We start from the raw sequence: 23,690 nt of genomic DNA, 5'->3' as shown, positions 1-23,690 counted from the left end.
AGATGTCCCCACCGTACCCCGCCGAAAAATCTACGCGGGTAGATATTCCAGGATGGTCACGGTATATCCGTCGGCCGGATTGCCTCCGGGACGCCCGGAGGAATTGGCCGAGCGGTTGCGGCGAAAAAGAGCGGACCGGTAAATGGAAAAGCATTGACCCCGGCCCTGAGGCTTCGATACAACAACGGGGCAAACGCAGGCCCCAGGCCTTCTCCATTGAAAGGACCGGCATCCATGGCGCAGCGCGTAGTGGTCACGCTCTCCGACGACCTCGACGGCGGTGAAGCGGCGGAAACGGTCTCTTTCGGCCTCGACGGCAAGTCGTACGAGATCGACCTGTCCGCCGGCAACGCCGACAAGCTCCGCGAGGCCCTCGCGCCCTACGTCGAGGCGGGACGCCGCCGCAGCCGGCTCGGCAAGGCCTTCAAGCACACCTCGCTCGCCCCCGACCCGGCCGCCGTACGCGCCTGGGCGCTCTCCCGGGGCTTCGACGTGCCGCCGCGCGGCCGCATCCCCAAGAAGCTCTACGAGGCGTACGCCGAGGCCGGATGACCCTCCGGGCGGCGCCCCGGACCGCAAGGCGGAGGCGCCGCGGGAATCACCCGGAAGAAGCGATTGGACAGCGACCCCTGTTGATCCGCTAGAGTCTGGAGCACGCCGAGGGCGGGCCGAAAGGCCAGGCTCCCGGGCCACGCGGGTGTAGTTCAGTAGTAGAACATCCCCCTTCCAGGGGGAAGGCGCAGTGTGCGATCCCTGTCACCCGCTCTGATTGCTCGACCGATCCTGAGGATCGGGTACAGTAGTCGCCGTGCGGACGTGGCTCAGTTGGTAGAGCATCACCTTGCCAAGGTGAGGGTCGCGAGTTCGAATCTCGTCGTCCGCTCTTGAAAGAGGACCCCGGTCGAATCATCGACCGGGGTCCTCTTCGTTTTCCCGGCCGTGGCGGCGGTGTGACGGTTCCCACAGCGCGGACACCCGAACTCCCCTCCGGCGGGCGGTTATCGCCGCGACGCGGCGTCCCTGCCCGCTCCGGGGCCGGCCGCGCACCGGGCTCCCGAGCGTGCCGTGGGCCGCCCTGCGGCCCGTCGTGGGACCGGAGTTGGCGTCCGCCGGCGAACACGGCCGCGGGCGCCCGCAGGCCCTCGAAGGGGCCCTCGCCCGCGCGGTGCGCCCGTCGCGGCACTGCGGGACACGACGCGGGCAACCCGCCGTGCCGGGGTGTGTGCCCAAGGCCCCGCGCGTTGGCTATAGTGGATGACGCACCGCACGGGAACGCGCGGAGCAGGCGGACGTAGCTCAGTTGGTAGAGCGCAACCTTGCCAAGGTTGAGGTCGCGAGTTCGAGCCTCGTCGTCCGCTCAGCAGGAAGGCCCCGGTCGTGACGACCGGGGCCTTCGGTGTTCCTGGGACGGCTGGGCCGTTCGGCGTCCGGCGCGGACACCGCACGCGGACCGCGTGCCCGTGGCGTCCCGGCCACACCCGCCGCACGCCGGCACACACCCGCCGCCCGCCCGCCCGCCGCCCGGAGAGAAGCGGCGGGCACGCGGGCCGCGGACGGGCTACCAGCTGAGGCCGGTGAGCCGCTCGTACGCCTCGATGTACTTGGCGCGGGTCTGCTCCACCACCCGCTCCGGCAGGGCCGGCGGGGGCTGCTCGCCGCGGCGGTCCCAGCCGGACTCCGCGGAGGTCAGCCAGTCGCGAACGAACTGCTTGTCGAAGGAGGGCTGGGCGTGGCCCGGCTGCCACAGGTCCGAGGGCCAGAAGCGCGACGAGTCCGGGGTCAGCACCTCGTCGGCGATGGTCAGCACCTCACCGTCGAAGCCGAACTCGAACTTGGTGTCGGCCAGGAGGATGCCGCGCTCGCGGGCGATGTCCCGGGCCCGGCCGTAGACCGCGAGGGTGCTCTGGCGCAGCTGCGCCGCGGTGTCGGCGCCGACCTGGCGGGCGACCTCCTCGTAGCTGACGTTCTCGTCGTGCTCGCCCACCTCGGCCTTGGTGGCCGGGGTGAAGATCGGCGCGGGCAGCTCCGAGCCGTTCACCAGGCCCTCGGGGAGGGTCACCCCGCACACCGTGCGGTCGGTGTCGTACTCGAGCAGGCCGGAGCCGGCCAGGTAGCCGCGCGCGACGCACTCGACGGGGATCATGTCCAGTCGCTTGCAGATCGTCGTCCGCCCCTCCCAGTCGGCGGGGGCGCCCTCGGGGACCTCGGTGGACAGCACATGGTGCGGCACCAGGTCGGCGATCTGGTCGAACCACCACAGCGACAGCCGGGTCAGGACGCGCCCCTTGTCCGGGATCTCGGTGGGCAGCACCCAGTCGTACGCGGAGATCCGGTCGCTGGCGACCATCACCAGCTCCCCCGCCTCGTTCTGGTACAGCTCGCGCACCTTGCCGGTGTGCAGGTGCACCAGGCCCGGCACCTGCGCGGGCTCGGGCTTGTGGACGAATACGGACATGGGTCCTCCCCGATCGGCGGTTCGGTTCCCGATTCTCCCGTATCGGTGCCAGGCGGGCGCGACGCGGGGTCAGCCGTGCTTGCAGATGTGGTCCAGGAGGTTGGCGGTGGCGCGCTGGATACGGGGGTCGACGTGGCCCGGGCGGTCCAGCGCCGGGGACCAGGCGAAGGTGCCGGAGGCGAAGACCAGCGCCCCGCCGGGCGCCCGGTACAGGGAGGTCTCCTGGTGCGCCCGGCGGCCCGCCGAGTCCTCGTACGGGGAGTGCGCGAGCAGGATCCGCTCCATGTAGTCGGGCAGCGGTGTACGCGGGAAGTAACGGTCCGCCTCGCCCGCGACCAGGCCCGGGATCTCCTCGCCCTCCTCGGCGCCGGTGGCCTCCCACAGCCAGTGGCCGGCGTTCCGCACCACCAGCGGGGACGGTTCGGGCACCCGGCCCGCGTACTGCACGCCGATCAGCAGCTGTTCGGGCTCGCCCATGTCGCGCCACAGGGCGCTGCGGCCCGGCGGGTGGCCGCGGCGCTTGCGGCAGCTGAGCAACCGGTCGGGGTCGCCGGACGGGGAGGGGCCCAGCTCGGTCTGCCAGTACATGGTGTTGGCGGACAGGAAAACCAGTGAGGTGCCGCCGTCCCTGGCCGCCTCGACGGCGCGCCGCATGGGGACCGTCCAGTACTCGTCGTGACCGGGGAAGACCATGCCCCGGTAGCGCGAAGGATCGATCCGCCCCGCGTGCAGGTCGCGGGCGTCGGCGTAGGCCAGGTCGTAGCCGTAGCGCTCGGCCCAGCGGATGAAGTCGTAGGCGTGGCCGACGTGCAGCGGGAGCCCCGCGCCCGCGTACGGGCGGTCGAAGGAGACGGTGACCGCGGCCTCCTCCTCGCCCAGCAGGCGGCCCTTCTCGTCCCACGCGTGGTACAGGCTGGCGCCCGTGCGGCCGTCCTCGGGGTAGAGGTTGTACGCCTGCCAGGTGACGTCGGGCAGCAGCAGGAGCAGATCGGCCGGCCGGTCGTCGCGCACGGTGAACGGGATGTGGCTGCGGTAGCCGTCCTGGGTGGTGAGGACGGCGACATAGGCGCCGGGCTTCCAGTACGAGGGCACCTGCAGCCGCCAGGACTGCCACCAGTGGTGGCAGGAGACCGTGCGCCCGGCCGCCAGCGGTGTGGGCTGGACGATGCCGGACAGCCGGGGGCTGGACGTGAACTGGGCGGCGCCGTCCCCGCTGTAGTGGCCGATCCGGTAGACGTCGATGCCGAAGCTCTGCGGCGGGTCGACGGTGATCCGGAAGTCGATGGCGTCGCCGGGGGCCACGGAGGCGCCCGGCGCGAAGCCCTTGACCTGGCACCGCACGTCGTCCGCGGCGCGCGGACCGGGTACGCGGGGCGTACGCCCCACGGTGTCGCCCGGGGAGCCCCCGGGTTCCCCGCGGCTCGCCGCCAGGTCGACGTACCAGGGCACAACCTGGCCGGTGTCGTCCAGATACTGCACCGCACCACGCAGCCACGGCACCGGGCCCTGCCCGAAGGGGTCGGTGACCCCGTGCGCCAGTGCCCCGGACTGCCAGCGGCGGACCTGCTCCTTCACCACGATGGTCCCCTCCTCGTCGTCCCCCGAGGTGGTGTGCATGTGCGCACATCCAGCACATCACACGATGCGCTGACTTGGTTACTGTTCGTGGTGCATTATCGCCAGGATTTCACGCCGGGGCGGACAAACCCCGCCATTTTTCCGTCAGATGAGCCGTATCGGCTTCTCGGGGCGTACGCCCACGGCACTGAGCCAGGAACGCAGGGGGGCGGCGTCGCCGTTCTCCACGAGCCGGAGCACGGGCCAGGCCAGATCTCCCTTGCGTACCCCGCCGACCAGCAGCGCCGGTCCGTCCAGCCAGTCCAGGCCCGGGGCGGCGCCGGCGGTGTCCACCGCGGCGCAGCAGACCATCGCGGTCACGTGGTCGGTGAGCAGCTCGCGGCCGGTCCGCGGCGGGAGCAGGTGGTAGACGGGCGTGAAAGCGCCCTCGGGCGGGACCTGGCCGGCGGACTCCTCCCGCACGGCCGCATCGCGCACGGCCTCCTCACGGGCCACGTGCCGGGTGATGCGGGCCGCCAGCTCCTCGCCGCCGCCCGCGGAGAGCCGCTCCAGCACCCGGGCCAGGGTCGCACGCCCCGGTGCGTCGCAGTCGTCCACCGCGCTCCTGGACGCGCCGGAGGCCACGGATATGCGCCGGCTCCCGGGGACCCCCGCGGGCTCGTGCACCTCGTCCAGGACGCTGACCAGGCGGGAGGCGTCGCTGCGCCAGATGCGGTCCACGACCTCCTGCGGATAGGTGTCCCAGCCGACGGGCGCCCACTCCGGGCCGGACCGCCGCGGGCCGCCGTGGAACAGCCGGGCGGCGAGCAGCGAGGCCGCCTCGTCCACCGTGCCGGGCTCCTCCAGCAGGTCGCACGCCGGGCGCTCGCCGAGGCGGGTCTCGAAGCCCTCGGCGAGCCGGTCCCGCCGGGACAGTTCGGTCAGGGCCGCGACCACGCCCGCGTCGAGGCGGGACGGCCAGCGCCCCATGCGCCAGGCGGGCAGCGCGACCCGGGTCAGCAGCCGGTCCCACCCCGCGTAGGCCAGCCCCACCTGCTCCTGGGCGACGATGCGGAGCCCGTAGTCGACGGCCTGGGCCCGCTCGGAGGCGGAGGCGGCCACCGCGCGCTCCATCTCCGCCGCGTGCGCCCGGCAGCCGCGCAGCAGCAGCTTGGCGACCCAGCCCAGGAACCCGTACGCGGGGCGGCGCACCAGGCCGACCGCCGAGGACTCCCGAGGGGCGGTGGCCACGCCGACGGCGGCGTCCAGGCCGCGCACGAAGCGGCGGGCGGCCGCGATGTCGGGATCGGCGGCCGGGCCCGTACCCGCCACGACGGGGGCGAGCAGGGCGCGCAGCTCGGCGACCCGCATCCACCACATGAACGGCGAGCCGATCACCAGCGCGGGCGCCTCGGACGGCGCGCTGCGCCGCCGCCGGTGGGTGCGGTCCTCCAGCCAGCTGTCGCAGTCCGGGGTCAGCTCTATCGCCGAGGGGGCCGGCACCTGCAGGCGGACGGCCAGGTCCCGCACCATGCGGTACAGGTCGGGGGCGGATGCCTCGGAGACGGCCACGGTCGGGCTCACGGCCGGCCTGGCCCGTACGATCACCGCCGCGACACCGGCCGCGAGCAGCAGCACGAGCAGCGCGCCCGCGACGACCGCCCAGCGCAGCACCTCGGAGGCGTCGCCGACGATGCGGCCCGTCGCGCCGCCGACCAGCAGTACGACAGCCACCGCCGCGGGCAGCAGCGCGACCGCCAGCGCGGCGCTGCGGATGCGCAGGACGGCGAGGGCGCGTGATCGCGCGTGACCCTCACCTGCTTCCCCGGCCAACGGTGTGCTCACCCCCAAGCTGCTGACGCGACTGCATGCCCCCACTGTCGCACCGCCCACCGACACCGCAATGCCGGTAGGGCCGATAGTGCGGTGACGACGGGGTGCCACAGTGCGCTTGCCGGGCACAGTAGTTGGGCTCGGGGCTCACGTCAGCAGGATGGCGAAGGCATCACCCCTTGGAGTGGCCTTGCCCGCTGATTCAGGCCTGGGCGGCCTTCTCTGCGATATCCGAACGGTGGTGCGAGCCCTTCAGCCCGATACGTCCCACCGCCCGGTAGGCACGCTTCCTGGCCTCGGCCAGATCGGCACCGGTGGCCGTGACGGACAGTACGCGGCCGCCGGCGCTCACCACGCGGCCCTCCGCGTCCGCCGCGGTGCCCGCGTGCAGCACGTAGGCGTGCTCGTCCCGCTCCGCGACCTCGTCCAGGCCCGTGATCGGGTCGCCGGTGCGCGGGGTGCCGGGGTAGTTCTCCGAGGCGACGACCACCGTCACGGCGGCGCCGTCGCTCCAGCGCAGCGGCGGGAAGTCGGCCAGCCGGCCGGTCGCCGCGGCGCGCAGCAGGCCCGCCAGCGGGGTCCTGAGCCGGGCCAGCACGACCTGCGTCTCCGGGTCGCCGAAGCGCGCGTTGAACTCGATCACCCGCACACCGCGCGAGGTGATCGCCAGCCCCGCGTACAGCAGTCCGGCGAAGGGGGTGCCGCGGCGGCGCAGCTCGTCGACGGTGGGCTGGAGCACCGTGCGCTCCACCTCCTCGACCAGCCGCGGATCGGCCCACGGCAGCGGGCTGTACGCGCCCATGCCACCGGTGTTGGGACCCTCGTCGGCGTCGTGGGCGCGCTTGAAGTCCTGCGCGGGCTGCAGCGGGACCACCGTCTCGCCGTCGGTGACGGCGAACAGGGAGACCTCGGGGCCGTCCAGGTACTCCTCGATGACGACGCGCTCGCAGGAGTTGGCGTGCGCCCGCGCGGCCTCCAGGTCGTCGGTCACCACGACGCCCTTGCCCGCGGCGAGACCGTCGTCCTTCACGACGTACGGGGCGCCGAAGGCGTCCAGCGCGTCGTCCACCTCGGCGGGGGTGGTGCACACATAGGAACGGGCGGTCGGCACGCCGGCCGCGGCCATCACGTCCTTGGCGAACGCCTTCGAGCCCTCCAGGGCCGCCGCCTGCCCGGAAGGACCGAAGCAGTCGATGCCGCGGGCGCGCACGGCGTCGGCCACACCCGCCACAAGGGGGGCCTCCGGGCCCACCACGACGAAGTCGGCGCCGAGCCGCTCGGCGAGATCCGCCACGGCCGCGCCGTCCAGGGCGTCGACCGCGTGCAGCTCCGCCACCTCGGCGATGCCGGCGTTCCCGGGCGCGCAGTGCAGCGACTCCACGTCGGGGTCGAGGGAAAGGGCACGGCACAGGGCGTGTTCGCGGGCTCCGCCGCCGATCACAAGCACGTTCACGGTGCCCAGGGTATCGGCTGCCGCCCTCCGCCCCGCGGGCCGGTCGCCACGGCTGCCGGCTCACTCTTTCGGGTGCCCGCGGCGCGGACCCATACCTGATCAAGCAACTCGTAAGGGCGGAAACTGCCGGATGACGCTCGCGGGGTCAGCCGTTCGGCGGTAAGAAGGTGCCTCGTCATCGGAAGTCGCGAGGGAGCGTGCAGGTGAGCCAGCCGGACATGTATCCCGAGGAGGTCCCCCGGGAGAAGCCGAAGCGGCGCGCGCTGCACAGGCAGGAGGACCTGCGGGCGCTGCCCTTCCCGCTCGGCGACTGGGGGGAGCCGGCCGAGCGGCTGGAGGAGCTCTACCGCTGGGTGGAGGCGGACGCCCTGCGCACCGTCGAGTGGTACCTCGCCGACCGCCTGCGAAAGCGCCGCTGGGCCCGGTCGCTCCGGGTCGGCGCCGCCCTCTTCGCCACGTCCGGCGCCGTGCTCGCCGTCATGGGCGCGGGCGGCCGCATCCGCTGGGCGTACGCCGCGCTGGTGCTGGCCGTCGTGTGCGTGGGCCTGGACCGCTACCTCGGGCTGACGGCGGGCTGGATGCGGGACATGGCGACCGCCCAGGCCGTGCAGCGCCGGATGGAGGCGCTGCGCTTCGACTGGGCGTCCGAGTCGGTCCGCGAGGTCCTGGGCCCGACGGAGGGCACGGCGGCCGAGGCCGCCGAGCGCTGCCTTTCGGTGCTGCGCCGCTTCAGTGAGGACGTCTCGGAGCTGGTGCGCTGCGAGACCGCCGACTGGATGGTGGACTTCCGGGCCGGTGCCGCCCCGCTGCGGACCCAGTCCCTCACCTGGGCGGGGAGCACCCGGGGCGCTGAGGGCGCCGCGTCCGGCAGCGGCGGCCGGTTCCCGCTGCTGCCCGGCGGTCGGCCGAGCATGCCGCGCCAGCGCCCTCCGGAGGGCCCCCGCGCGAGCTGACCACCGCCGGGAGCGCCCCCGGACCCGGGCCTAACTGAAGACGATCATCGAACCCTGACCCAGCGCACGCGTCGCCGCCGCGTGCAGCCCGAGCCACACGTGGCGCTCCCGCGCGAAGGGGCTGCCGTCGTGGTACGCCGGCGGGGCCGCCGGCTCCTCCAGCTCGGTGGGTCCGGCGGGCGGCGCCGGGGCGGGCGGAGGGTTGCGCGGGTCGATGCCGATCACCGCGGCGACGAACTCGAGCTCGCGCAGCAGTCCGTGGGCGGAGCCCAGTGGTCCGCCGGCGTCGAGGAGTTCGTCGTTGACCAGCGGGTGGGCGAAGTCGACGGGGACGTACGCGCCCGCGTGGTCGTAGTGCCAGACGAGATGCGACTGCTGGGCGGTGGTCTCGAACATCTCCAGCAACTGCTCGTAGTCACCGCCGAGTTCGTCGACCGGGGCGACCGCGAGGCCCTGGATGTGCAGCAGGTACGCGCGGCGCAGGAAGTGCAGCGCGTCGTAGTCGAAGCCCGCGACCGGGGCCACGTCGCCGGACAGGCCCGGCATGTAGCTGTAGACGGGCACCGGGGGGAGCCCGGCGTCGTTCAACGCCTTGTCATAGCGGGCGATCTCCTCGGCGAACGGGTTGTCGGGGCTGTGGCAGAGCACGTCCACCAGGGGAACCAGCCACAAGTCGCAGGCCACAGGCGCTCAAAGTCCTTCCGTGCGTGGTCGGACCAGCGTAGTGGGCGGCGGCCGTTCCTACCGGCCCGCGGCCAGTCGCCGCATGAGCGCGAGGGAGTGGTCGTTGAACTCCTCGACGACGCGCTGGGCCGCCTCCGTGTCCCGCTTCTCGATCGCGGCGACCAGGGCCACGTGGTCCGACCAGCACAGACCCGCCACGTCCGGCCGGCCGCGCAGATAGGGCACGGCGTACACCCAGGTCTGGGTGCGGATCCGGTCGAGGAAATCGCCGACGTGGGCGTTCCCGGCCAGCGCGGTCAACTCGCGCCAGAAGCGGATGTCGTAGCCGATGAGGACGTCCAGCTCGCCGGCCCGGGAGGCGCGCGAGGCCGCCTCGGCCCGGCGCCGTACGGAGGCCAGCTCCTTGGGGTCCACCTCGCGCATGCCGCGCGCGGCGATGCGGCGGAAGATCCCCTCGACGACGAGGGTGCGCGCCTCCACCATGGAGCGGAACTCGGCGTCGGTGAAACGCCGTACCTGGAAGCCGCGGTGGTGCTCGACGTCGAGCAGCCCCTGCGCCGCCAGGTCGACCAGGGCCTCGCGGACCGGGGTCGCGGACACGCCGTACAGCTCCGCGATCTCCTTGACCGTGAAGTGCCGCCCGGCCGTCATGCGCCCGGTGAGCACCTCGTCGCGGAGCGCGTCGGCTATCTGCTGCCGCAGACTGCTCCGACGGACGGTTCCGCCCGCTGGGCCTTCCGGCATGCCGGTGCCTCCCTACAAGATGTGGCGGTGCGCTTACGGCTCCGCCACACCTTATGCGAGGCCGGGCCGCGAGTGGTCCACACCTGTGGTGCGGCTCACCGACGGCCCCGGCACCCGCGGGGCGCGCTCAGCGCGTGTGCTCGTCGGCGACGGCCAGCGCCGCGTCGAGGAGCGCCAGGCCCTCCTTGGCCTCGGCCTCGGTGATGTTGCAGGCGGGCACCACATGGGTGCGGTTCATGTTGACGAACGGCCACAGTCCGCTCTTCCTGCAGGCCGCCGCGAAGGCCGCCATGGGGGCGTTCGCCTCGCCCGCCGCGTTGTAGGGGACCAGCGGCTCGCGGGTCTCGCGGTCGCGCACCAGCTCCACCGCCCAGAAGGCGCCCAGGCCGCGCACCTCGCCGACCGAGGGGTGGCGTTCGGCGAGTTCCCGCAGGCCGGGGCCGATCACCTTCTCACCGAGCGCGGCGGCGTGCTCGACGACGCCCTCGTCCTCCATCACCCGGATCGTGGCGACGGCCGCGGCGCAGGCCAGCGGGTGGCCGGAGTAGGTGAGTCCGCCCGGGTAGGGGCGGGTGGCGAAGGTCGCGGCGATCTCCTCACTGATCGCGACACCGCCGAGCGGCACATAGCCGGAGTTGACGCCCTTGGCGAAGGTGAGCAGGTCGGGGATGACGTCGAACCGCTCGGCGGCGAACCAGCTGCCGGTGCGGCCGAACCCGGCCATGACCTCGTCGAGGACGAAGACGATCCCGTACCGGTCGCAGATCTCGCGCACGCCGGCCAGGTAGCCCGGCGGCGGCACCATGATGCCCGCGGTGCCGGGCACCGTCTCCAGGACGATCGCGGCGACGGTCTGCGGGCCCTCGAACACGATGGTGTCCTCGAGGTGCTGCAGCGCGCGGTCGCGCTCCTGCTCCTCGGTCTCCGAGTGGAAGGGCGAACGGTAGAGGAACGGCGCCCAGAAGTGCACGACGCCGGCCGAGCCGCTGTCGGAGGGCCAGCGGCGCGGATCGCCGGTGAGGTTGATCGCGGCCGAGGTGGCACCGTGGTACGAGCGGTACGCGGAGAGCACCTTGGGGCGGCCGGTGTGCAGCCGGGCGAGCCGTACCGCGTTCTCGACGGCCTCGGCGCCGCCGTTGGTGAAGAAGATCTTGTCCAGGTCGCCGGGCGTACGCTCGGCGATCAGCCGGGCGGCCTCGGAGCGCGACTCCAGGGCGAAGGCGGGCGCGAAGGTGACGAGCTTCGCGGCCTGCTCCTGGATGGCGGCGACGACCGCGGGGTGCTGGTAACCGATGTTGGTGAACACCAGGCCGCTGGTGAAGTCCAGGTAGCGGTTGCCGTCGTAGTCCCAGAAGTAGGCGCCCTCGGCCCCCGCGACCGGCAGCGGGTCGATCAGTCCTTGCGCGGACCAGGAGTGGAAGACGTGGGCGCGGTCGGCGGCCTTGACGGCGGCACCGGTCTCGGGGTCGGCGAAAGGAGGGGTCATGCGCCCAGGCTAAGCAACGGCCCGGGCGCACGACATTGGCACCCTGTATGACGGTGGCCACGCGCGCCGACAGGTTGTAGCGCGCGCCGCCGCCGTCCCTCGGAAACGTCGCCCGGAGGCGTCTCTCAGAGGAAGGAGTTGATCTCGATGGTCTCGGTGCGGCCCGGGCCGACGCCGATGGCCGAGATCGGGGCCCCGGACATCTCCTCCAGCGCCTTGACGTACGCCTGGGCGTTCTTCGGCAGGTCGGAGAAGGTCTTCGCCTTGCTGATGTCCTCGCTCCACCCGGGCAGGGTCTCGTAGACCGGCTTGGCGTGGTGGAAGTCCGTCTGGCTGAACGGCAGTTCCTCGACGCGCTTGCCGTCGATCTCGTAGGCGACGCAGACCGGGATCTGCTCCCAGCCGGTGAGCACGTCGAGCTTGGTGAGGAAGAAGTCGGTGAGGCCGTTGACCCGGGTCGCGTAGCGGGCGATCACCGCGTCGAACCAGCCGCAGCGGCGGTCGCGGCCGGTGGTGACCCCGCGCTCGCCGCCGATACGCCGCAGGGCGTCGCCGTCCTCGTCGAACAGCTCGGTCGGGAACGGGCCCGCGCCCACGCGGGTCGTGTACGCCTTCAGGATGCCGATGACCCGGCTGATCTTGGTGGGGCCGATGCCGGAGCCGGTGCAGGCGCCGCCGGCCGTCGGGTTGGACGAGGTCACGAAGGGGTACGTGCCGTGGTCGACGTCCAGCAGGGTGCCCTGGCCGCCTTCGAGGAGGACGACCTTGCCCTCGTCGAGCGCGGTGTTGAGAACCAGCGTCGTGTCGGCGACGTAGTCCTTGATCTGCTCCGCGTAGCCCAGGTACTCCTCGACCACCTGGTCGATGCCGATGGCACGGCGGTTGAAGATCTTGATCAGGACCTGGTTCTTGTCGTGGAGTGCCGCCTCGACCTTCTGACGGAGGATCGACTCGTCGAAGAGGTCCTGGACGCGGATGCCCACGCGGTTGATCTTGTCGGCGTAGGCGGGGCCGATGCCGCGGCCGGTGGTGCCGATCTTGCGCTTGCCGAGGAAGCGTTCCGTCACCTTGTCGAGCGTCTGGTGGTACGGCGTGATCAGGTGCGCGTTACCGCTGATGAGGAGCTTGGACGTGTCGACGCCGCGCTCGTTCAGCCCGCTCAGCTCGGAGAGCAGGACCGCCGGGTCGACAACGACGCCGTTGCCGATGACCGGGGTGCACCCCGGCGACAGGATCCCGGAAGGCAGGAGGTGGAGCGCGTACTTCTGGTCGCCGACGACGACCGTGTGGCCGGCGTTGTTGCCGCCCTGGTAGCGCACCACGTAGTCCACGGAGCCACCGAGCAGGTCGGTGGCCTTTCCCTTGCCCTCATCACCCCACTGAGCACCGAGCAGCACAAGTGCGGGCACAGGCGTACACCCCTTCCGGGCGGGGCATGTCCAACGTGGCTCCCCATGGCGGGGAGAGCCGTCGGACCGGTGCCCCGGAAATAGACGAAGCCCCTGGCGCAAGGCAGCGCAAGGGGCTCTTGCACCGAGATGTTACCTGAGGAAGGACCAAGGTGTCGGCTCAGCGACCGTCCGGGCAGCCTCTGCTCGTGGTCATCGACCCTGCCGCCCGCGTCATGGACGGCGAATCCGTACGCATCGCGAAGGACGTGCTGTGCGGGGGAGCCCCCTCCGTGAAGATCGCTCTTCCGGAGTCCGAGGAGGAGGCCGTCCGGGTGCTGGAGCACCGGGGCCGGCGGCGCCCGGTGGTCGTGGGCGACGACGCGGCGCTGCTGCGCACGGTACGGACGCTGCACTCGGCCCGGGGGCTGGGCGAGGCCGTCGTCGGCCTGGTGCCGGTCGGACGGCGGACCGGCCTGGCGCGGGCGCTGGGCGTGCCGGGCGGAGCGGTGAGCGCGGCCCGGGCGGTGCTGGACGGGGCGGAGCGGGAGCTGGACCTGCTGCTCGACGACAGCGGCGGCATCGTGCTGGGCGCGCTGCGCATCGGCTCGGCGACGCCCGCCTGGTGGACGCCGGTGGAGCGGCGGGCCCGCTCACTGGCCCGCACGCTGAGCCTGAACGGCCACTCCCCGCACCTGGGGCTGGGGATGCGCGGCGGCCACCGGCTGCGGATCGAGGCGGACGGGATGGTGCTGGCCGACCTGGACGACTGCGTCGAAGAGGTGTCGGTCTCCACGGCGGTGCCCGGCGTCGCCGAGGTGCTGGTCCGCAGGGAGGGCGTGGCGCCCGCGGGCCCGGTGCACGCCCGGAGCGTCACCGTCTCCGGACGGGACTTCCGCTACACGGCGGACACCGCGCCGGCCGGCCCCGTCCGGCGCCGGACCTGGACGGTCGTGCCCTCGGCCTGGCGGCTGACCGTCCCGCGGTCGGCCTACTAGGCCGGCCGGAGGGCCGTCACAGGACGCCCTGTTCCCGCAGCTCCGACTTGCGCTCGCGCCAGCGGGCCATCATGTCCACGAGTTCGTCCTGCAGGAAGTCGAAGAAGGCGGCGGTCTCCGCGAGCCGCCGGCCGGCCGCGGTCTCCGGGCCGAGCGTGTCGATGCCCGAGCGCAGGGTGTTCTCCCAGCGGGCGAGGACCTGGTCGCGGCGGGTGAAGGTCTCGTACCACTGGTCGCTGTGCACCCGGTAGCGCTCGCGCCGTGAGCCCGGCTCGCGTTCGCGGGTGAGCATGCCGACCTGCGCCAGGTAGCGGACCGCGCCGGAGACGGCGGCCGGGCTGGCCTGGAGCCGTTCGGACAGCTCGGCGGCGCTCAGCACGCCGGTGTCCGAGGCGAGGAGCGCCGCGAACACGCGCGCCGCCATGCGCTGCATGCCCGCCTCGACCAGCTCCGCCGCGAAGCGCTCGACGAACGTCATCGGCTCCAAGGAATCCTCCGCCACCGTCATCGCCTCCCGTCCCGAAGTTTATACATTTCCTTAGCTTCACAAATTTGTGAAATTACTGTACGTTCGGAATCATGACGAAGGCAATCAGCGTGGCCGGACTGCACAAGTCCTTCGGCCGCACGCACGCGCTGGACGGCCTCGACCTGGCCGTCGAAGAGGGAGAGGTGCACGGCTTCCTGGGGCCCAACGGCGCCGGCAAGTCCACCACCATCCGCATCCTGCTCGGGCTGCTGCGCGCGGACCGGGGGGCGGCCCGGCTGCTCGGCGGCGACCCGTGGCGCGACGCCGTCACGCTGCACCGGCGCCTGGCCTACGTCCCGGGTGACGTCACCCTGTGGCGCAACCTCAGCGGGGGCGAGGCCATCGACCTCCTGGGCCGGCTGCGCGGCGGCCTGGACGAGGCGCGCAGGCGGCGGTTGCTGGAGCGCTTCGAGCTGGACCCGACGAAGAAGGGGCGGGCGTACTCCAAGGGCAACCGTCAGAAGGTGGCGCTCGTGGCGGCGTTCGCCTCCGACGTGGACCTGCTGATACTCGACGAACCCACCTCCGGCCTCGACCCGCTGATGGAGGAGGTCTTCCGCGAGTGCGTCCGCGAGGAACGCGACCGCGGCCGGACGGTGCTGCTGTCCAGTCACATCCTCGGCGAGGTCGAGGCGCTGTGCGACCGGGTCAGCATCGTCCGGGGCGGCCGCACGGTGGAGACGGGGAGCCTCGGCGAGCTGCGGCACCTCACCCGCACCTCGGTCACCGCGGAGCTGGCGGGCCGGGCGGAAGGGCTCGGCGGGCTGCCGGGCGTGCACGACCTCGAGGTGCGCGGCGACCATGTGCGGCTGCAGGTCGACACCGACAAGCTCGACGCCGTGCTGCTGCGGCTGGGCGAGACGGGAGTGCGCAGCCTCACGAGCACTCCGCCGACGCTGGAGGAGTTGTTCCTGCGGCACTACGAGAACGGCCCGGGCGGCTCCGTCGGCTCTGAGGGCCCGGCCGTCTCCACCGGCGCCCTCGCGGCGGACGCGGAGGCCCGGTGATGAACGCCCTCACCGGGACGGGCGCGCTCACCCGGCTTGCGCTGCGCAGGGACCGCGTCATGATCCCCGCCTGGGTCGTGCCGATCGCGCTGCTGGTCGCGTCCACAGCCTCGGCCTTCGGCGGCCTCTACGACACCCCGGCGGAACGGGCCGGGGTCGCGGCGAGCACCGCGGGCAACGGCTCGCTGCGCGCCCTGTACGGGCCGGTGTTCGACACCGGCATCGGAGGCCTGACGGCCTGGCGCATGACGGCCTTCGGCTCGGCGCTGGCGGGCCTGATGGCGATCCTGCTGGTCGTGCGGCACACCCGGGAGGAAGAGGAGGCCGGCCGGCTGGAGCTGGTCGGCGCGGGCGCCGTCGGACGCCGGGCGCCGCTGGCCGCCGCCCTGGTCACCGGCTTCGGCGCCGCGCTGCTCCTGGGGCTGCTGGTCACCCTGGCCCTGCTCGGGCAGGGTGCGCGGGGCGCGGTCGCCTTCGGGATCGCCTTCGCGGGCGCGGGCTGCTCCTTCGCCGCGGTCGCGGCCGTCGCGGCGCAGCTGACGGAGAGCGCCCGTGCGGCGCGGGGCATCTCGGGCGCGGTCCTCGGCCTCGCCTTTCTGGCACGCGCCGTCGGCGACGCCGGGAGCGGCACCCTGACCTGGCTCTCGCCGCTGGGCTGGGCGGAGAACATCCGCCCCTTCGCGGACGAACGCTGGTGGGTGGCCGCCCTGTTCGCGGCCTGGGCCGCCGGTCTCGTCGCCGTCGCGTACGCCCTGGTGGCCCGGCGCGACATCGACGCCTCCCTGCTGCCGTCCCGCCCCGGTCCGGCCACCGCCGGTCGCCGTCTGCGCTCCGCCCAGGGGCTGGCCTGGCGGCTGCAGCGGGGCTCGCTGTGGGGATGGACGGCGGGCTTCGCCGCGGGCGGCGCCGCGCTGGGCGGCCTCGCGGACGGAGCCGCCGACCTCGTCCGGGACAACGAGCGGCTCGCCGATGTCATGCGCGACATGGGCGGCGCCTCCGGGCTGGTCGACTCCTACCTCGCCTCGATGACCGGGGTGATGGGGATGATCGCCGCTATCTACGCCGTCCAGGCCGTACTCCGGCTCCAGGCCGAGGAGAACACCGGCCGCGCCGAGCCCGTACTCGCCACCGGGGTGGGCCGGGTGCGCTGGGCCGCGGGCCATGCGCTGCTCGCCTTCGCCGGTTCCGTCCTCCTGATGGCCGTCTCCGGCTTCACCATGGGGCTCGGCTACGGCGTGACGACCGGCGACGCCGGTGGTCAGACAGCTCGGCTGACGATGGCGGGCCTGGTGCAACTGCCCGCGGTCTGGTTCGTGGCCGCGGTGGCACTGCTGCTCTACGGCGCGGCGCCGAGGGCCGCGCGGGCGAGCTGGGGGGTGGCGTCACTGACGCTCGCCATCGGGCTCTACGGGCCCGCGCTCAGGCTCTCGCCCTGGGTGATGGACCTGTCCGTCTTCACACACCTGCCGAAGGTGCCCTCGGCGGACGTCACCGTGGCCCCGCTGGCGGTGCTCACCGTACTGGCCCTCGCGCTCGCCGCCCTGGGCCTCGCGGCGCTGCGCCGCCGCGACATCACGACGTGAGCCGCGGGACCCGCCCACCGGGCCCGGTCCCGCGGTCGTACGGGGCCGGGGCCCCGGCGACCGTGTCGTCCTACCTAGGCCGGGCCTAGCAGGTGACGCGCAGTTCGCGCAGACCCCGGATGACGTAGCCCTCGTTCCAGGCGGGCTCCGCCGCGAGCTCCAGTCGCGGGGCGCGGCGCAGCAGCTCGGTGAAGGAGGCGGCGAGCTCGATACGGGCCAGCGGCGCGCCGAGGCAGTAGTGGATACCGGCGCCGAAGGTGATGTGCGGGTTGTCGGCGCGGGAGAGGTCCAGCCGGTCGGGGTCGGCGAAGCGCTCCGGGTCGCGGTTGGCGGAGCCGAAGAGCAGCGCCACCTCGCTGCCGCGCGGGATCACCGTGCCGCCCACCTCGATGTCGTCCAGCACCCAGCGCTCGAACATCTGCAGCGGGGTGTCGAAGCGCAGCAGCTCCTCGATCGCCGTGGGCAGCAGCTCCTCCGGTGCCGCACGCAGCTCCGCCAGTTGGGCGGGGTGCCGGAAGAGCGTCCACCAGCCGTTGGCGGTGGTGTTGACGGTCGCCTCGTGGCCCGCGTTCAGCAGCAGCACGCAGGTGGAGACCATCTCCTGCTCGCTGAGCCGGTCACCCTCGTCGTGCGCGGCGATCAGCGCGCTGATGAGGTCCTCGCCGGGCGTCTTGCGGCGTTCGGCGATCAGCTCGCGCAGATAGGCGGAGAACTCCTCGCTGGCGCGGACCGCCTTGCGCGCGGCCTCCTCGGAGGGATTGAGCTCGAACATCCCGACGATGTCGGCCGACCAGGGCCGCAGCAGGTGCCGGTCCGCGGCCGGTATTCCCAGCATCTCGGCGATGACGGCCACCGGCAGCGGCTCCGCGACCATGGCGACGAGGTCGCCGCCGCCCTCCGCGACCAGCCGCTCCACCAGTTCCCCGGCGAGCCGCTGCACGGTCGGCGTGAGCCGCTCGACCGTGCGCGGGGTGAACGCCTTGGAGACCAGCCGCCGGATACGGGTGTGGTCGGGGGCCTCGAGGTCGAGCAGGCCGTTGCCGTTGAGTGTGGTGAAGGGCTCGTGCTCAGGCGGCGGCGCGGTCCGGCCGAACTCCTCGTGGGTGAAGCGGTGCAGATACGTCCGCCCGAGCCGCCGGTCCCGCAGCAGCGCGCTGACGTCCGCGAAGTGCGGGATGAGCCACTGCCCGCTCGGCTCGAACCAGTGGGCGCGCCCCTCGGCGCGCAGCCGGGCGTAGGCCGGGTAGGGGTCGGCGACGAACTGCGGCGACCAGGGATCGAAGGCGGTGGCGGTGCTGCTCATGTGCGGAGACTACCCTCCGCCCGCTCAGCCTCCCGGGGTGACCAGCCGCGCCTCGTAGGCGAAGACCGCCGCCTGGGTCCGGTCGCGCAGCCCCAGCTTCACCAGGACCCGGCTCACATGGGTCTTGACCGTCGACTCGGCGACCACCAGGTGGTCGGCGATCTCCGCGTTGGACAGCCCCTGGGCGACCAGCACCAGCACCTCCGTCTCGCGCTCGGTGAGCTCCCCGACCCGGTCCTGCGCGGGCGGCCGGGGCGTGCCCAGCCGGTTGAACTCGGTGATCAGCCGCTTGGTGATCGCCGGGGCGAGCAGCGCGTCGCCGGCGGCCACGATCCGCACGCCGTCCGCGAGCTGGCGGGCCGAGGCGTCCTTGAGCAGGAAGCCGGACGCGCCCGCGCGCAGCGCCTGGTAGACGTACTCGTCGAGGTCGAAGGTGGTCAGCACGAGCACCTTCGCGTCGGCGTCCGCGGCGACGATCTCCCGGGTGGCCTCCAGCCCGTTGAGCTCGGGCATGCGGATGTCCATCAGCACGACGTCCGGCCGCAGCGCCGCGACCTGCTCGATCGCCTGCCGCCCGTCGACGGCCTCGCCGACCACTTCGATGTCCGGCTGGGCGCCCAGCAGCACCGAGAAGCCCTCGCGGACCATCATCTGGTCGTCCGCGATCAGCACCCGGATGGTGTTCCCGCTCATGCGCGCTCCCCGGGGACCGGGATGAACACGCTGACCTCGTAGCCGCCGTCCTCCGCCGGCCCGTCGGTCATCTCGCCGCTCAGCATCGCCACCCGCTCCCGCATGCCGGCGATCCCGTGCCCGGCGCCCGGTGAGGGCTTGACCAGCCCGCGCGGCGGCCCGTTGACGACGCGCAGCCCGAGCCCGCCGAGGACGTAGCTGACCTCCACCCGGGCGGCGGCGCCCGGCGCGTGCCGCAGCGTGTTGCTCAGTGCCTCCTGGATGATCCGGTACGCCGACAGCTCCACGCCCTGCGGGAGCTCGCGCACCGCGCCAGTCACCGTCCGCTCCACGTCCAGCCCCGCCTCGCGCACGTTGGCGACGAGCCGGTCGAGGTCGGCGAGGGTCGGCTGCGGCGCGTCGGGGGCCTGGTAGTCCTCGGCGCGTACGACCCCGAGGACGCGGCGCAGCTCGGTCAGGGCTATGACGGCGTTCTCGCGGATGATCGAGAAGCTCTTGGTCAGCTCCTCGGGCGGGTTCTCCACGCGGTACGGCGCGGCCTCAGCCTGGATCGCGATCACGGACATGTGGTGGGCGACGACGTCGTGCAGCTCGCGGGCGATGGTCGTGCGCTCCTCCAGCAGCGTGCGCCGGGTCCGCTCGACCTCGGTCACGGCGACCTGGGCGGCGACCTCCTGCCGGGACTGGCGCAACCCGCGCACCGCCGACACGACCGACAGCACGACGGCGGAGAGGAAGATCATGATGAACGGGTCCGAGCCGTACATGCCCGACAGCGGCTGGAAGACCAGCGCCAAGGCGGCGGTGAGCAGCCACATCTCGGCGGCCACCCGCGCCCGGGTGCGCGCCGCCACCACGGCCAGCACCGTCAGGTGCGCGACGAAGCCGGTGTCCGTCCACGGGTAGGTGGACGACCACGATTCACCGGTGAACACGCCGGTCAGCACCGTGGCCCCGACGGACAGCCACCACGCCCCGATCGGCCGGAACATCGTGGTGAGCAGGGGCACGGCGATCAGCAGGGCCAGCGCCAGGCCGCCCGGCCCGCCCTGGCTCTCCAGAGAGACGAACATCAGGAAGAAGGTGAAGGCGGTCAGCGCCGCGTGCGGCAGCCAGCGCCCGTACCCCCGGAGCCTGCGCGGCACCAAGGCGAGCAGCGCGTGCCCTTCCCGCAGCGGCGCCATCGGCCGGAAGGCGAAGGCATCGGTGATCAGATCGTGCCGCAGCCCGCTGAGGGCGCCGCGGGCCATGCGGAGCTCGGTCCGCAGCGAGGTCTGGCTTGTCTCGGTCACGCTCTCACGGTAGGGACTCCGTACGTCGCCGTCGTCACCTGCGAAGACGATGTACCGGCGTCATCCTCAAGGAGGACCCCACACGCGAGGAGCCCTCACCAGGCGAGCTGGCCGATCTCCTCGGCGACCACGGCAGCCGCGTCCGCCGCCGGGTCGATCACCGGGAAGTGGCCCACGCCCTCAAGCAGCGTCAGCTGGACCTCCTCCCCCGCCTTCGCCGAGGCCGCCGCGAAGGCCTCCGCGACCTGGGGCGGAACGACCTCGTCGCCGTCGCCGTGCACGACGGTCACGGGGATGCCGGTGGGCAGCAGCGCGGCCGGGTCGGTCTCCGCCCGGCGCCCGGCGAGCAGTTCGGGCCCGCCGAGGAGTTCGGCGACCGCTCCGGAGCACACGTCGCGCGCGAGCGCGGCATCGAAGTCGGCGATGGGAGCGAGCGCCACCACCCCGCGCAGCGCGGGCGCGACGGGGCGGTGCCAGCGCGACCCGGCCGGCAGCACGTGCCGGGCGGCCGCCCACAACGCGAGGTGCCCGCCCGCCGAGTGACCGGTCAGCACGATCCGCCGGACGTCCACGGCGTCCGCGCCGAGGGCGGTCACGGCCAGCTCCGGCACCGCGTCGGTGGCGGCGGCCACGTCGTCGAAGGTGTCCGGCCAGCGGCCCGCGGCCGTACCGCCGTTGCCCCGGCGGTACTCCACCGAGGCCACCGCGAAGCCGTGCCGGGCGAGCAGGCCGGCCAGCGGCGAGACGTGCGTCCTGTCGTACGCCGCCCGCCAGGCGCCGCCGTGCAGCAGCACGACCAGCGGCCCCGGCCGCGCGCCGCCGGCCGCGTGCCGCGGGCGGTAGAAGTCCACGACCTGGTCCGGGTGCTCACCGTAGGCGGCGGTGGCGTCCGGCGGGACGGGGGCGTGCGAGAACGCGGACGCCTCCTCGGCCGCGATCCGCTCCGCGCGGTCCCGCGGAACGGACGCCGGCCCCACCGCGTCGGCGCGGCCGTCGGCGCGTGCCGGAATGGTGTCGCTCGACGAGGTGGGGTCGGACATGCGTTACCGCGTCCCTTCCAGGACCTGGGCCAGTACCCGCGCCGCCCGCTCCGCGTCGGCGAAGCGCGTGTACAGCGGGGTGAATCCGAAGCGGAGGATATCCGGCTCACGGAAGTCGCCGACGACGCCCCTGGCGATCAGCTCCCCCATCACCGCGCCCGCGTCGGAGCAGCGCAGCGCGACTTGGCTGCCCCGCTCCGCGTGCGCGGCCGGGGTGACCGACCGTACGACGCCGTCCGGCACGTACGCCGCGACGCACTCCAGGAAGAAGTCGGTGAGGGCGAGGCTCTTGGCCCGGACGGCGTCCAGGGACACGCCGTCCCAGACGTCGAGGGCCGTGTCCAGCGCCAGCAGCGACAGGATCTCCGGGGTGCCGACGCGACCGCGGACGCTGCCGTCGGCGGGCCGGTAGGCGGCCTCCATCGCGAACGGGTCGCGGTGGGAGTTCCAGCCCGGCAGCGGGGAGTCGAAGCGCGGCTGCAGGTCACGGCGGACGTACAGGTACGCGGGCGCGCCGGGGCCGCCGTTGAGGTACTTGTACGTGCAGCCGACGGCCAGGTCCACACCGTGCTCGTCCAGGCCCACCGGCAGGGCCCCGGCCGTGTGGCAGAGGTCCCAGACCACCAGGGCGCCGGCCGCGTGCACGGCGGCGGTGGTGCCCGGCAGGTCGTGCAGCCGGCCGGTGCGGTAGTCGACGTGGTTGACCAGCGCGACGGCGGTGCGCGGGCCCGCCGCGGCGGCGATGTCCGCGGCGTCGACCGCGCGGATCGTGCACCCGGTCATGCGGGCCGCGGACTCCGCGATGTACCCGTCCGTGGGAAAGGTGGTGGCGTCGACCAGTACCTCGTCGCGGGCCGGATCGGTCTGCTGGGCCATCCGGACGGCGCCGACGACGGCCTTGAAGACGTTGACGCTGGTGGAGTCGCCGGCCACGATCTGCCCGGGGGCGGCACCGGTCAGCGCGCCGATGCGGTCGCCGATCCGCTCCGGCGCCGTCCACCAGCCGCTCTCGGTCCAGGAGCGGATGCGCAACCGCCCCCACTCGCGCGCGACGACGTCGGCCATGCGGTCCTGCACGCCCGCGGGCAGCGCGCCCAGCGAGTTGCCGTCCAGGTAGACGGTGGCGTCGTCCAGGACGAAGCGGTCGCGGAGCTTGGCCAGCTCGTCGGCGGTGTCGAGACGGGCGGCCTTCGCCGCGGGGGACTCGGTGGGCTTCGTCGCGTCAGACATGGCTGCGGGCCGTCCAGAGCTCGGGGAAGACGTTCTTGGTGGCGCGCTTCTCCAGCCAGGAGACCCCGGCGGAGCCTCCGGTGCCGGTCTTCGCGCCCATAGCGCGGCGGGTCGCCACCAGGTGGTCGTTGCGCCAGCGCCACACCAGCTCGGCCACCTCGGTCAGCGCCTCGCCCAGCCGGACGAGTTCGCTCTCCTGGTCACCGGAGTACACGGCCTGCCAGGCCCGCTCGACGGCCGGGTCGGCCTCGTAGCGCCGCGAGAGGTCGTCGCGCTGCGGGATGTCGTGGCCGCGGCGGGCGAGCAGCCGCAGCACCTCGTCGTAGAGGCTGGGCTCGTGCAGCGCCTTCTGCAGTTCGTCGTGCACCCGCGGCGCTCCGCGGTGCGGGACCAGCATCGACGCGGACTTCTCGCCGAGCAGGAACTCCATGCGCCGGTACATCGCCGACTGGAAGCCCGAACCCTCGCCCAGGGCGGCGCGGTAGGCGTTGAACTGCGCCGGGGTGAGGTGCGCGATGGGCTCCCAGGAGGCGTTGAGCGACTGCAGTTCGTAGGTGCTGCGCTTGAGCGCGGCCAGCGCCGTGGGCAGGTCGTCGGCCGCGAGCGCACGGGAGGCGGTCTCCCATTCGTGCACGATGACGGTGAACCACAGCTCCATGACCTGGGTCGTCACCAGGAAGACCATCTCGCCGGGGTCGTCGGAGCGGGGGTGCTGCAGATGGGTGAGGACGTCCGCCTGGACGTAGTCCTCGTACGGGGTGGTCCCTTCGAAGTCCAGGTTCGGGGCCTCGGGGGCCGCCTGGGAAACGTCGGGGCGGTGGGACATCGGTGTCTCCGTGGATACGAGCTACCAGGTAGCGGTCTGTCCCGCACGCCGTCGCGGCGGGACCCCGGTCCCCTCGGGCCCGCGCTCTACCGGCGCCGGGCCCAACGGGCATCATGCGTGGTCAGAGCCCGCTACGGCAAGACCTGCCCGGCGGGCTCGCCGGGCAGGTCGGGGGCGGATGCCGTGGTCGGCGACGGGGCGGTGGCTCAGCCGAGGGTGTCGGCGGCGGTCTGCGAGGACTCCCGCAGGAAGGTGCTGCAGCGCTCGTACTCCTCCTGCTCGCCGATCGCCTGGGCGGCCCGCGCCAGGGCGTGCAGCGCCCGCAGGAAGCCGCGGTTGGGCTCGTGCTCCCAGGGCACGGGACCGTGGCCCTTCCAGCCGTTGCGGCGCAGCGCGTCCAGGCCGCGGTGGTAGCCGGTGCGGGCGTAGGCGTACGACTCGACGACCCGGCCGGCCTCGAAGGCGTCGTCCGCGAGCTGCGCCCAGGCCAGGGAGGACACCGGGTACTTGGCGGCGACCTCGGAGGGGGCCGCTCCCGAGGCGAGCAGCTCGCGCGGCTCGGGGTCGTCGGGCAGGTTCGTCGGGGGCGGTCCCCCGAGCAGGTTCTCGTGAATGGCCATGGGTTCCAGTATGGCC

Annotated in this window: 21 protein-coding genes and 3 tRNA genes; 8 read left to right on the top strand and 16 right to left on the bottom strand. The window is 73.3% G+C overall.

From position 1 onward, the window contains the following. Positions 1–234 precede the first annotated feature (234 nt). The 4 genes from PV342_RS16665 (at position 235) to PV342_RS16650 (ending at position 1,358) form a co-directional block, all read left to right on the top strand. Positions 235–552 (top strand): histone-like nucleoid-structuring protein Lsr2, encoded by a 318-nt coding sequence (locus PV342_RS16665; protein WP_018558392.1) that lies wholly within the window; start codon positions 235–237, stop codon positions 550–552. Between the two features lie 141 nt (positions 553–693). Continuing rightward, positions 694–765 (top strand) — tRNA-Gly (locus PV342_RS16660). A gap of 45 nt (positions 766–810) precedes the next feature. Further along, positions 811–883: transfer RNA gene (locus PV342_RS16655), tRNA-Gly, on the top strand. Between the two features lie 402 nt (positions 884–1,285). Continuing rightward, positions 1,286–1,358 (top strand) — tRNA-Gly (locus tag PV342_RS16650). 200 nt (positions 1,359–1,558) lie between these two features. Here the strand turns inward: PV342_RS16650 and PV342_RS16645 are convergent. The 4 genes from PV342_RS16645 to purD form a co-directional block, all read right to left on the bottom strand. Further along, on the bottom strand, positions 1,559–2,455 hold the full coding sequence (locus tag PV342_RS16645) for a phosphoribosylaminoimidazolesuccinocarboxamide synthase (RefSeq protein WP_400805273.1): 897 nt from the start codon (positions 2,453–2,455) through the stop codon (positions 1,559–1,561). 69 nt (positions 2,456–2,524) lie between these two features. Further along, the gene (locus PV342_RS16640; protein WP_396348320.1) at positions 2,525–4,072 is read right to left on the bottom strand and encodes a N,N-dimethylformamidase beta subunit family domain-containing protein; all 1,548 of its coding nucleotides are present in this window, start codon (positions 4,070–4,072) and stop codon (positions 2,525–2,527) included. A gap of 105 nt (positions 4,073–4,177) precedes the next feature. Continuing rightward, a complete protein-coding gene (locus PV342_RS16635) occupies positions 4,178–5,857 on the bottom strand; it encodes a hypothetical protein (RefSeq protein WP_500317662.1) in 1,680 nt (559 codons plus the stop codon). 190 nt (positions 5,858–6,047) lie between these two features. Next, positions 6,048–7,298, bottom strand: a complete 1,251-nt coding sequence (gene purD / locus PV342_RS16630; protein ID WP_018558388.1) for a phosphoribosylamine--glycine ligase — start codon at positions 7,296–7,298, stop codon at positions 6,048–6,050. 203 nt (positions 7,299–7,501) lie between these two features. Here purD and PV342_RS16625 point away from each other — a divergent pair, with 203 nt between their 5' ends. Then, positions 7,502–8,251: an SLATT domain-containing protein gene (locus tag PV342_RS16625; RefSeq protein WP_329186973.1), complete on the top strand. Its 750-nt coding sequence runs from the start codon at positions 7,502–7,504 to the stop codon at positions 8,249–8,251. Between the two features lie 30 nt (positions 8,252–8,281). Here the strand turns inward: PV342_RS16625 and PV342_RS16620 are convergent, their stop codons facing one another. The 4 genes from PV342_RS16620 to PV342_RS16605 form a co-directional block, all read right to left on the bottom strand. Beyond that, entirely contained in the window at positions 8,282–8,935 is a 654-nt protein-coding gene (locus PV342_RS16620; protein ID WP_500317660.1) for a putative DNA-mimic protein, read from the bottom strand. Between the two features lie 57 nt (positions 8,936–8,992). Then, positions 8,993–9,679, bottom strand: coding sequence for a GntR family transcriptional regulator (locus PV342_RS16615; RefSeq protein ID WP_018558385.1), 687 nt, complete (start codon positions 9,677–9,679; stop codon positions 8,993–8,995). Positions 9,680–9,806: 127 nt separating this feature from the next. Next, positions 9,807–11,165, bottom strand: a complete 1,359-nt coding sequence (locus PV342_RS16610) for an aspartate aminotransferase family protein (RefSeq protein WP_500317658.1) — start codon at positions 11,163–11,165, stop codon at positions 9,807–9,809. Positions 11,166–11,290: 125 nt separating this feature from the next. Beyond that, positions 11,291–12,574: an adenylosuccinate synthase gene (locus PV342_RS16605; RefSeq protein ID WP_026250860.1), complete on the bottom strand. Its 1,284-nt coding sequence runs from the start codon at positions 12,572–12,574 to the stop codon at positions 11,291–11,293. A 188-nt stretch (positions 12,575–12,762) separates the two neighbouring features. On the opposite strand from PV342_RS16605, the gene PV342_RS16600 reads away from it, so the two are divergent. Next, positions 12,763–13,551 (top strand): diacylglycerol kinase catalytic domain-containing protein, encoded by a 789-nt coding sequence (locus tag PV342_RS16600; RefSeq protein WP_018558382.1) that lies wholly within the window; start codon positions 12,763–12,765, stop codon positions 13,549–13,551. Between the two features lie 16 nt (positions 13,552–13,567). Here the strand turns inward: PV342_RS16600 and PV342_RS16595 are convergent, their stop codons facing one another. Continuing rightward, the gene (locus PV342_RS16595; protein ID WP_400805263.1) at positions 13,568–14,029 is read right to left on the bottom strand and encodes a GbsR/MarR family transcriptional regulator; all 462 of its coding nucleotides are present in this window, start codon (positions 14,027–14,029) and stop codon (positions 13,568–13,570) included. 101 nt (positions 14,030–14,130) lie between these two features. Between PV342_RS16595 and PV342_RS16590 the strand changes: the two genes are divergently transcribed. Both PV342_RS16590 and PV342_RS16585 read left to right on the top strand, forming a co-directional pair. Then, complete coding sequence (locus tag PV342_RS16590) at positions 14,131–15,087, top strand: ABC transporter ATP-binding protein (RefSeq protein ID WP_400805262.1); 957 nt, start codon at positions 14,131–14,133, stop codon at positions 15,085–15,087. Continuing rightward, positions 15,087–16,670 (top strand): ABC transporter permease, encoded by a 1,584-nt coding sequence (locus tag PV342_RS16585; RefSeq protein ID WP_500317655.1) that lies wholly within the window; start codon positions 15,087–15,089, stop codon positions 16,668–16,670. Before PV342_RS16590 ends, PV342_RS16585 begins: the two co-directional genes overlap by 1 nt. A gap of 85 nt (positions 16,671–16,755) precedes the next feature. On the opposite strand, the gene PV342_RS16580 is transcribed toward PV342_RS16585, so the two are convergent. The 7 genes from PV342_RS16580 to PV342_RS16550 all read right to left on the bottom strand — a co-directional run bounded on the left by PV342_RS16580 (position 16,756) and on the right by PV342_RS16550 (position 23,674). Next, the gene (locus PV342_RS16580; protein ID WP_329186968.1) at positions 16,756–17,973 is read right to left on the bottom strand and encodes a cytochrome P450; all 1,218 of its coding nucleotides are present in this window, start codon (positions 17,971–17,973) and stop codon (positions 16,756–16,758) included. Between the two features lie 24 nt (positions 17,974–17,997). After that, positions 17,998–18,666, bottom strand: coding sequence for a response regulator (locus tag PV342_RS16575; protein WP_018558377.1), 669 nt, complete (start codon positions 18,664–18,666; stop codon positions 17,998–18,000). After that, complete coding sequence (locus PV342_RS16570) at positions 18,663–19,958, bottom strand: sensor histidine kinase (RefSeq protein ID WP_500317653.1); 1,296 nt, start codon at positions 19,956–19,958, stop codon at positions 18,663–18,665. The genes PV342_RS16575 and PV342_RS16570 overlap by 4 nt, the downstream gene beginning before the upstream one ends. A gap of 95 nt (positions 19,959–20,053) precedes the next feature. Further along, positions 20,054–20,998 (bottom strand): alpha/beta hydrolase family protein, encoded by a 945-nt coding sequence (locus tag PV342_RS16565; protein WP_400805258.1) that lies wholly within the window; start codon positions 20,996–20,998, stop codon positions 20,054–20,056. 3 nt (positions 20,999–21,001) lie between these two features. Next, complete coding sequence (kynU, locus tag PV342_RS16560) at positions 21,002–22,228, bottom strand: kynureninase (protein WP_392604385.1); 1,227 nt, start codon at positions 22,226–22,228, stop codon at positions 21,002–21,004. After that, positions 22,221–23,054 carry a tryptophan 2,3-dioxygenase family protein gene (locus PV342_RS16555; protein ID WP_386987741.1) on the bottom strand — a complete coding sequence of 278 codons (834 nt, stop codon included), beginning with the start codon at positions 23,052–23,054 and terminating at the stop codon, positions 22,221–22,223. The genes kynU and PV342_RS16555 overlap by 8 nt, the downstream gene beginning before the upstream one ends. Positions 23,055–23,260: 206 nt before the next feature. Then, positions 23,261–23,674: a DUF3151 domain-containing protein gene (locus PV342_RS16550; RefSeq protein WP_400805256.1), complete on the bottom strand. Its 414-nt coding sequence runs from the start codon at positions 23,672–23,674 to the stop codon at positions 23,261–23,263. Positions 23,675–23,690 lie beyond the last annotated feature (16 nt).

This window comes from Streptomyces sp. PA03-3a, from assembly GCF_033792735.1.
GTDB lineage: Bacteria > Actinomycetota > Actinomycetes > Streptomycetales > Streptomycetaceae > Actinacidiphila.
Note: the sequence above shows the minus strand (reverse complement) of the source record. Positions and strands in the feature narration are given on the sequence as shown.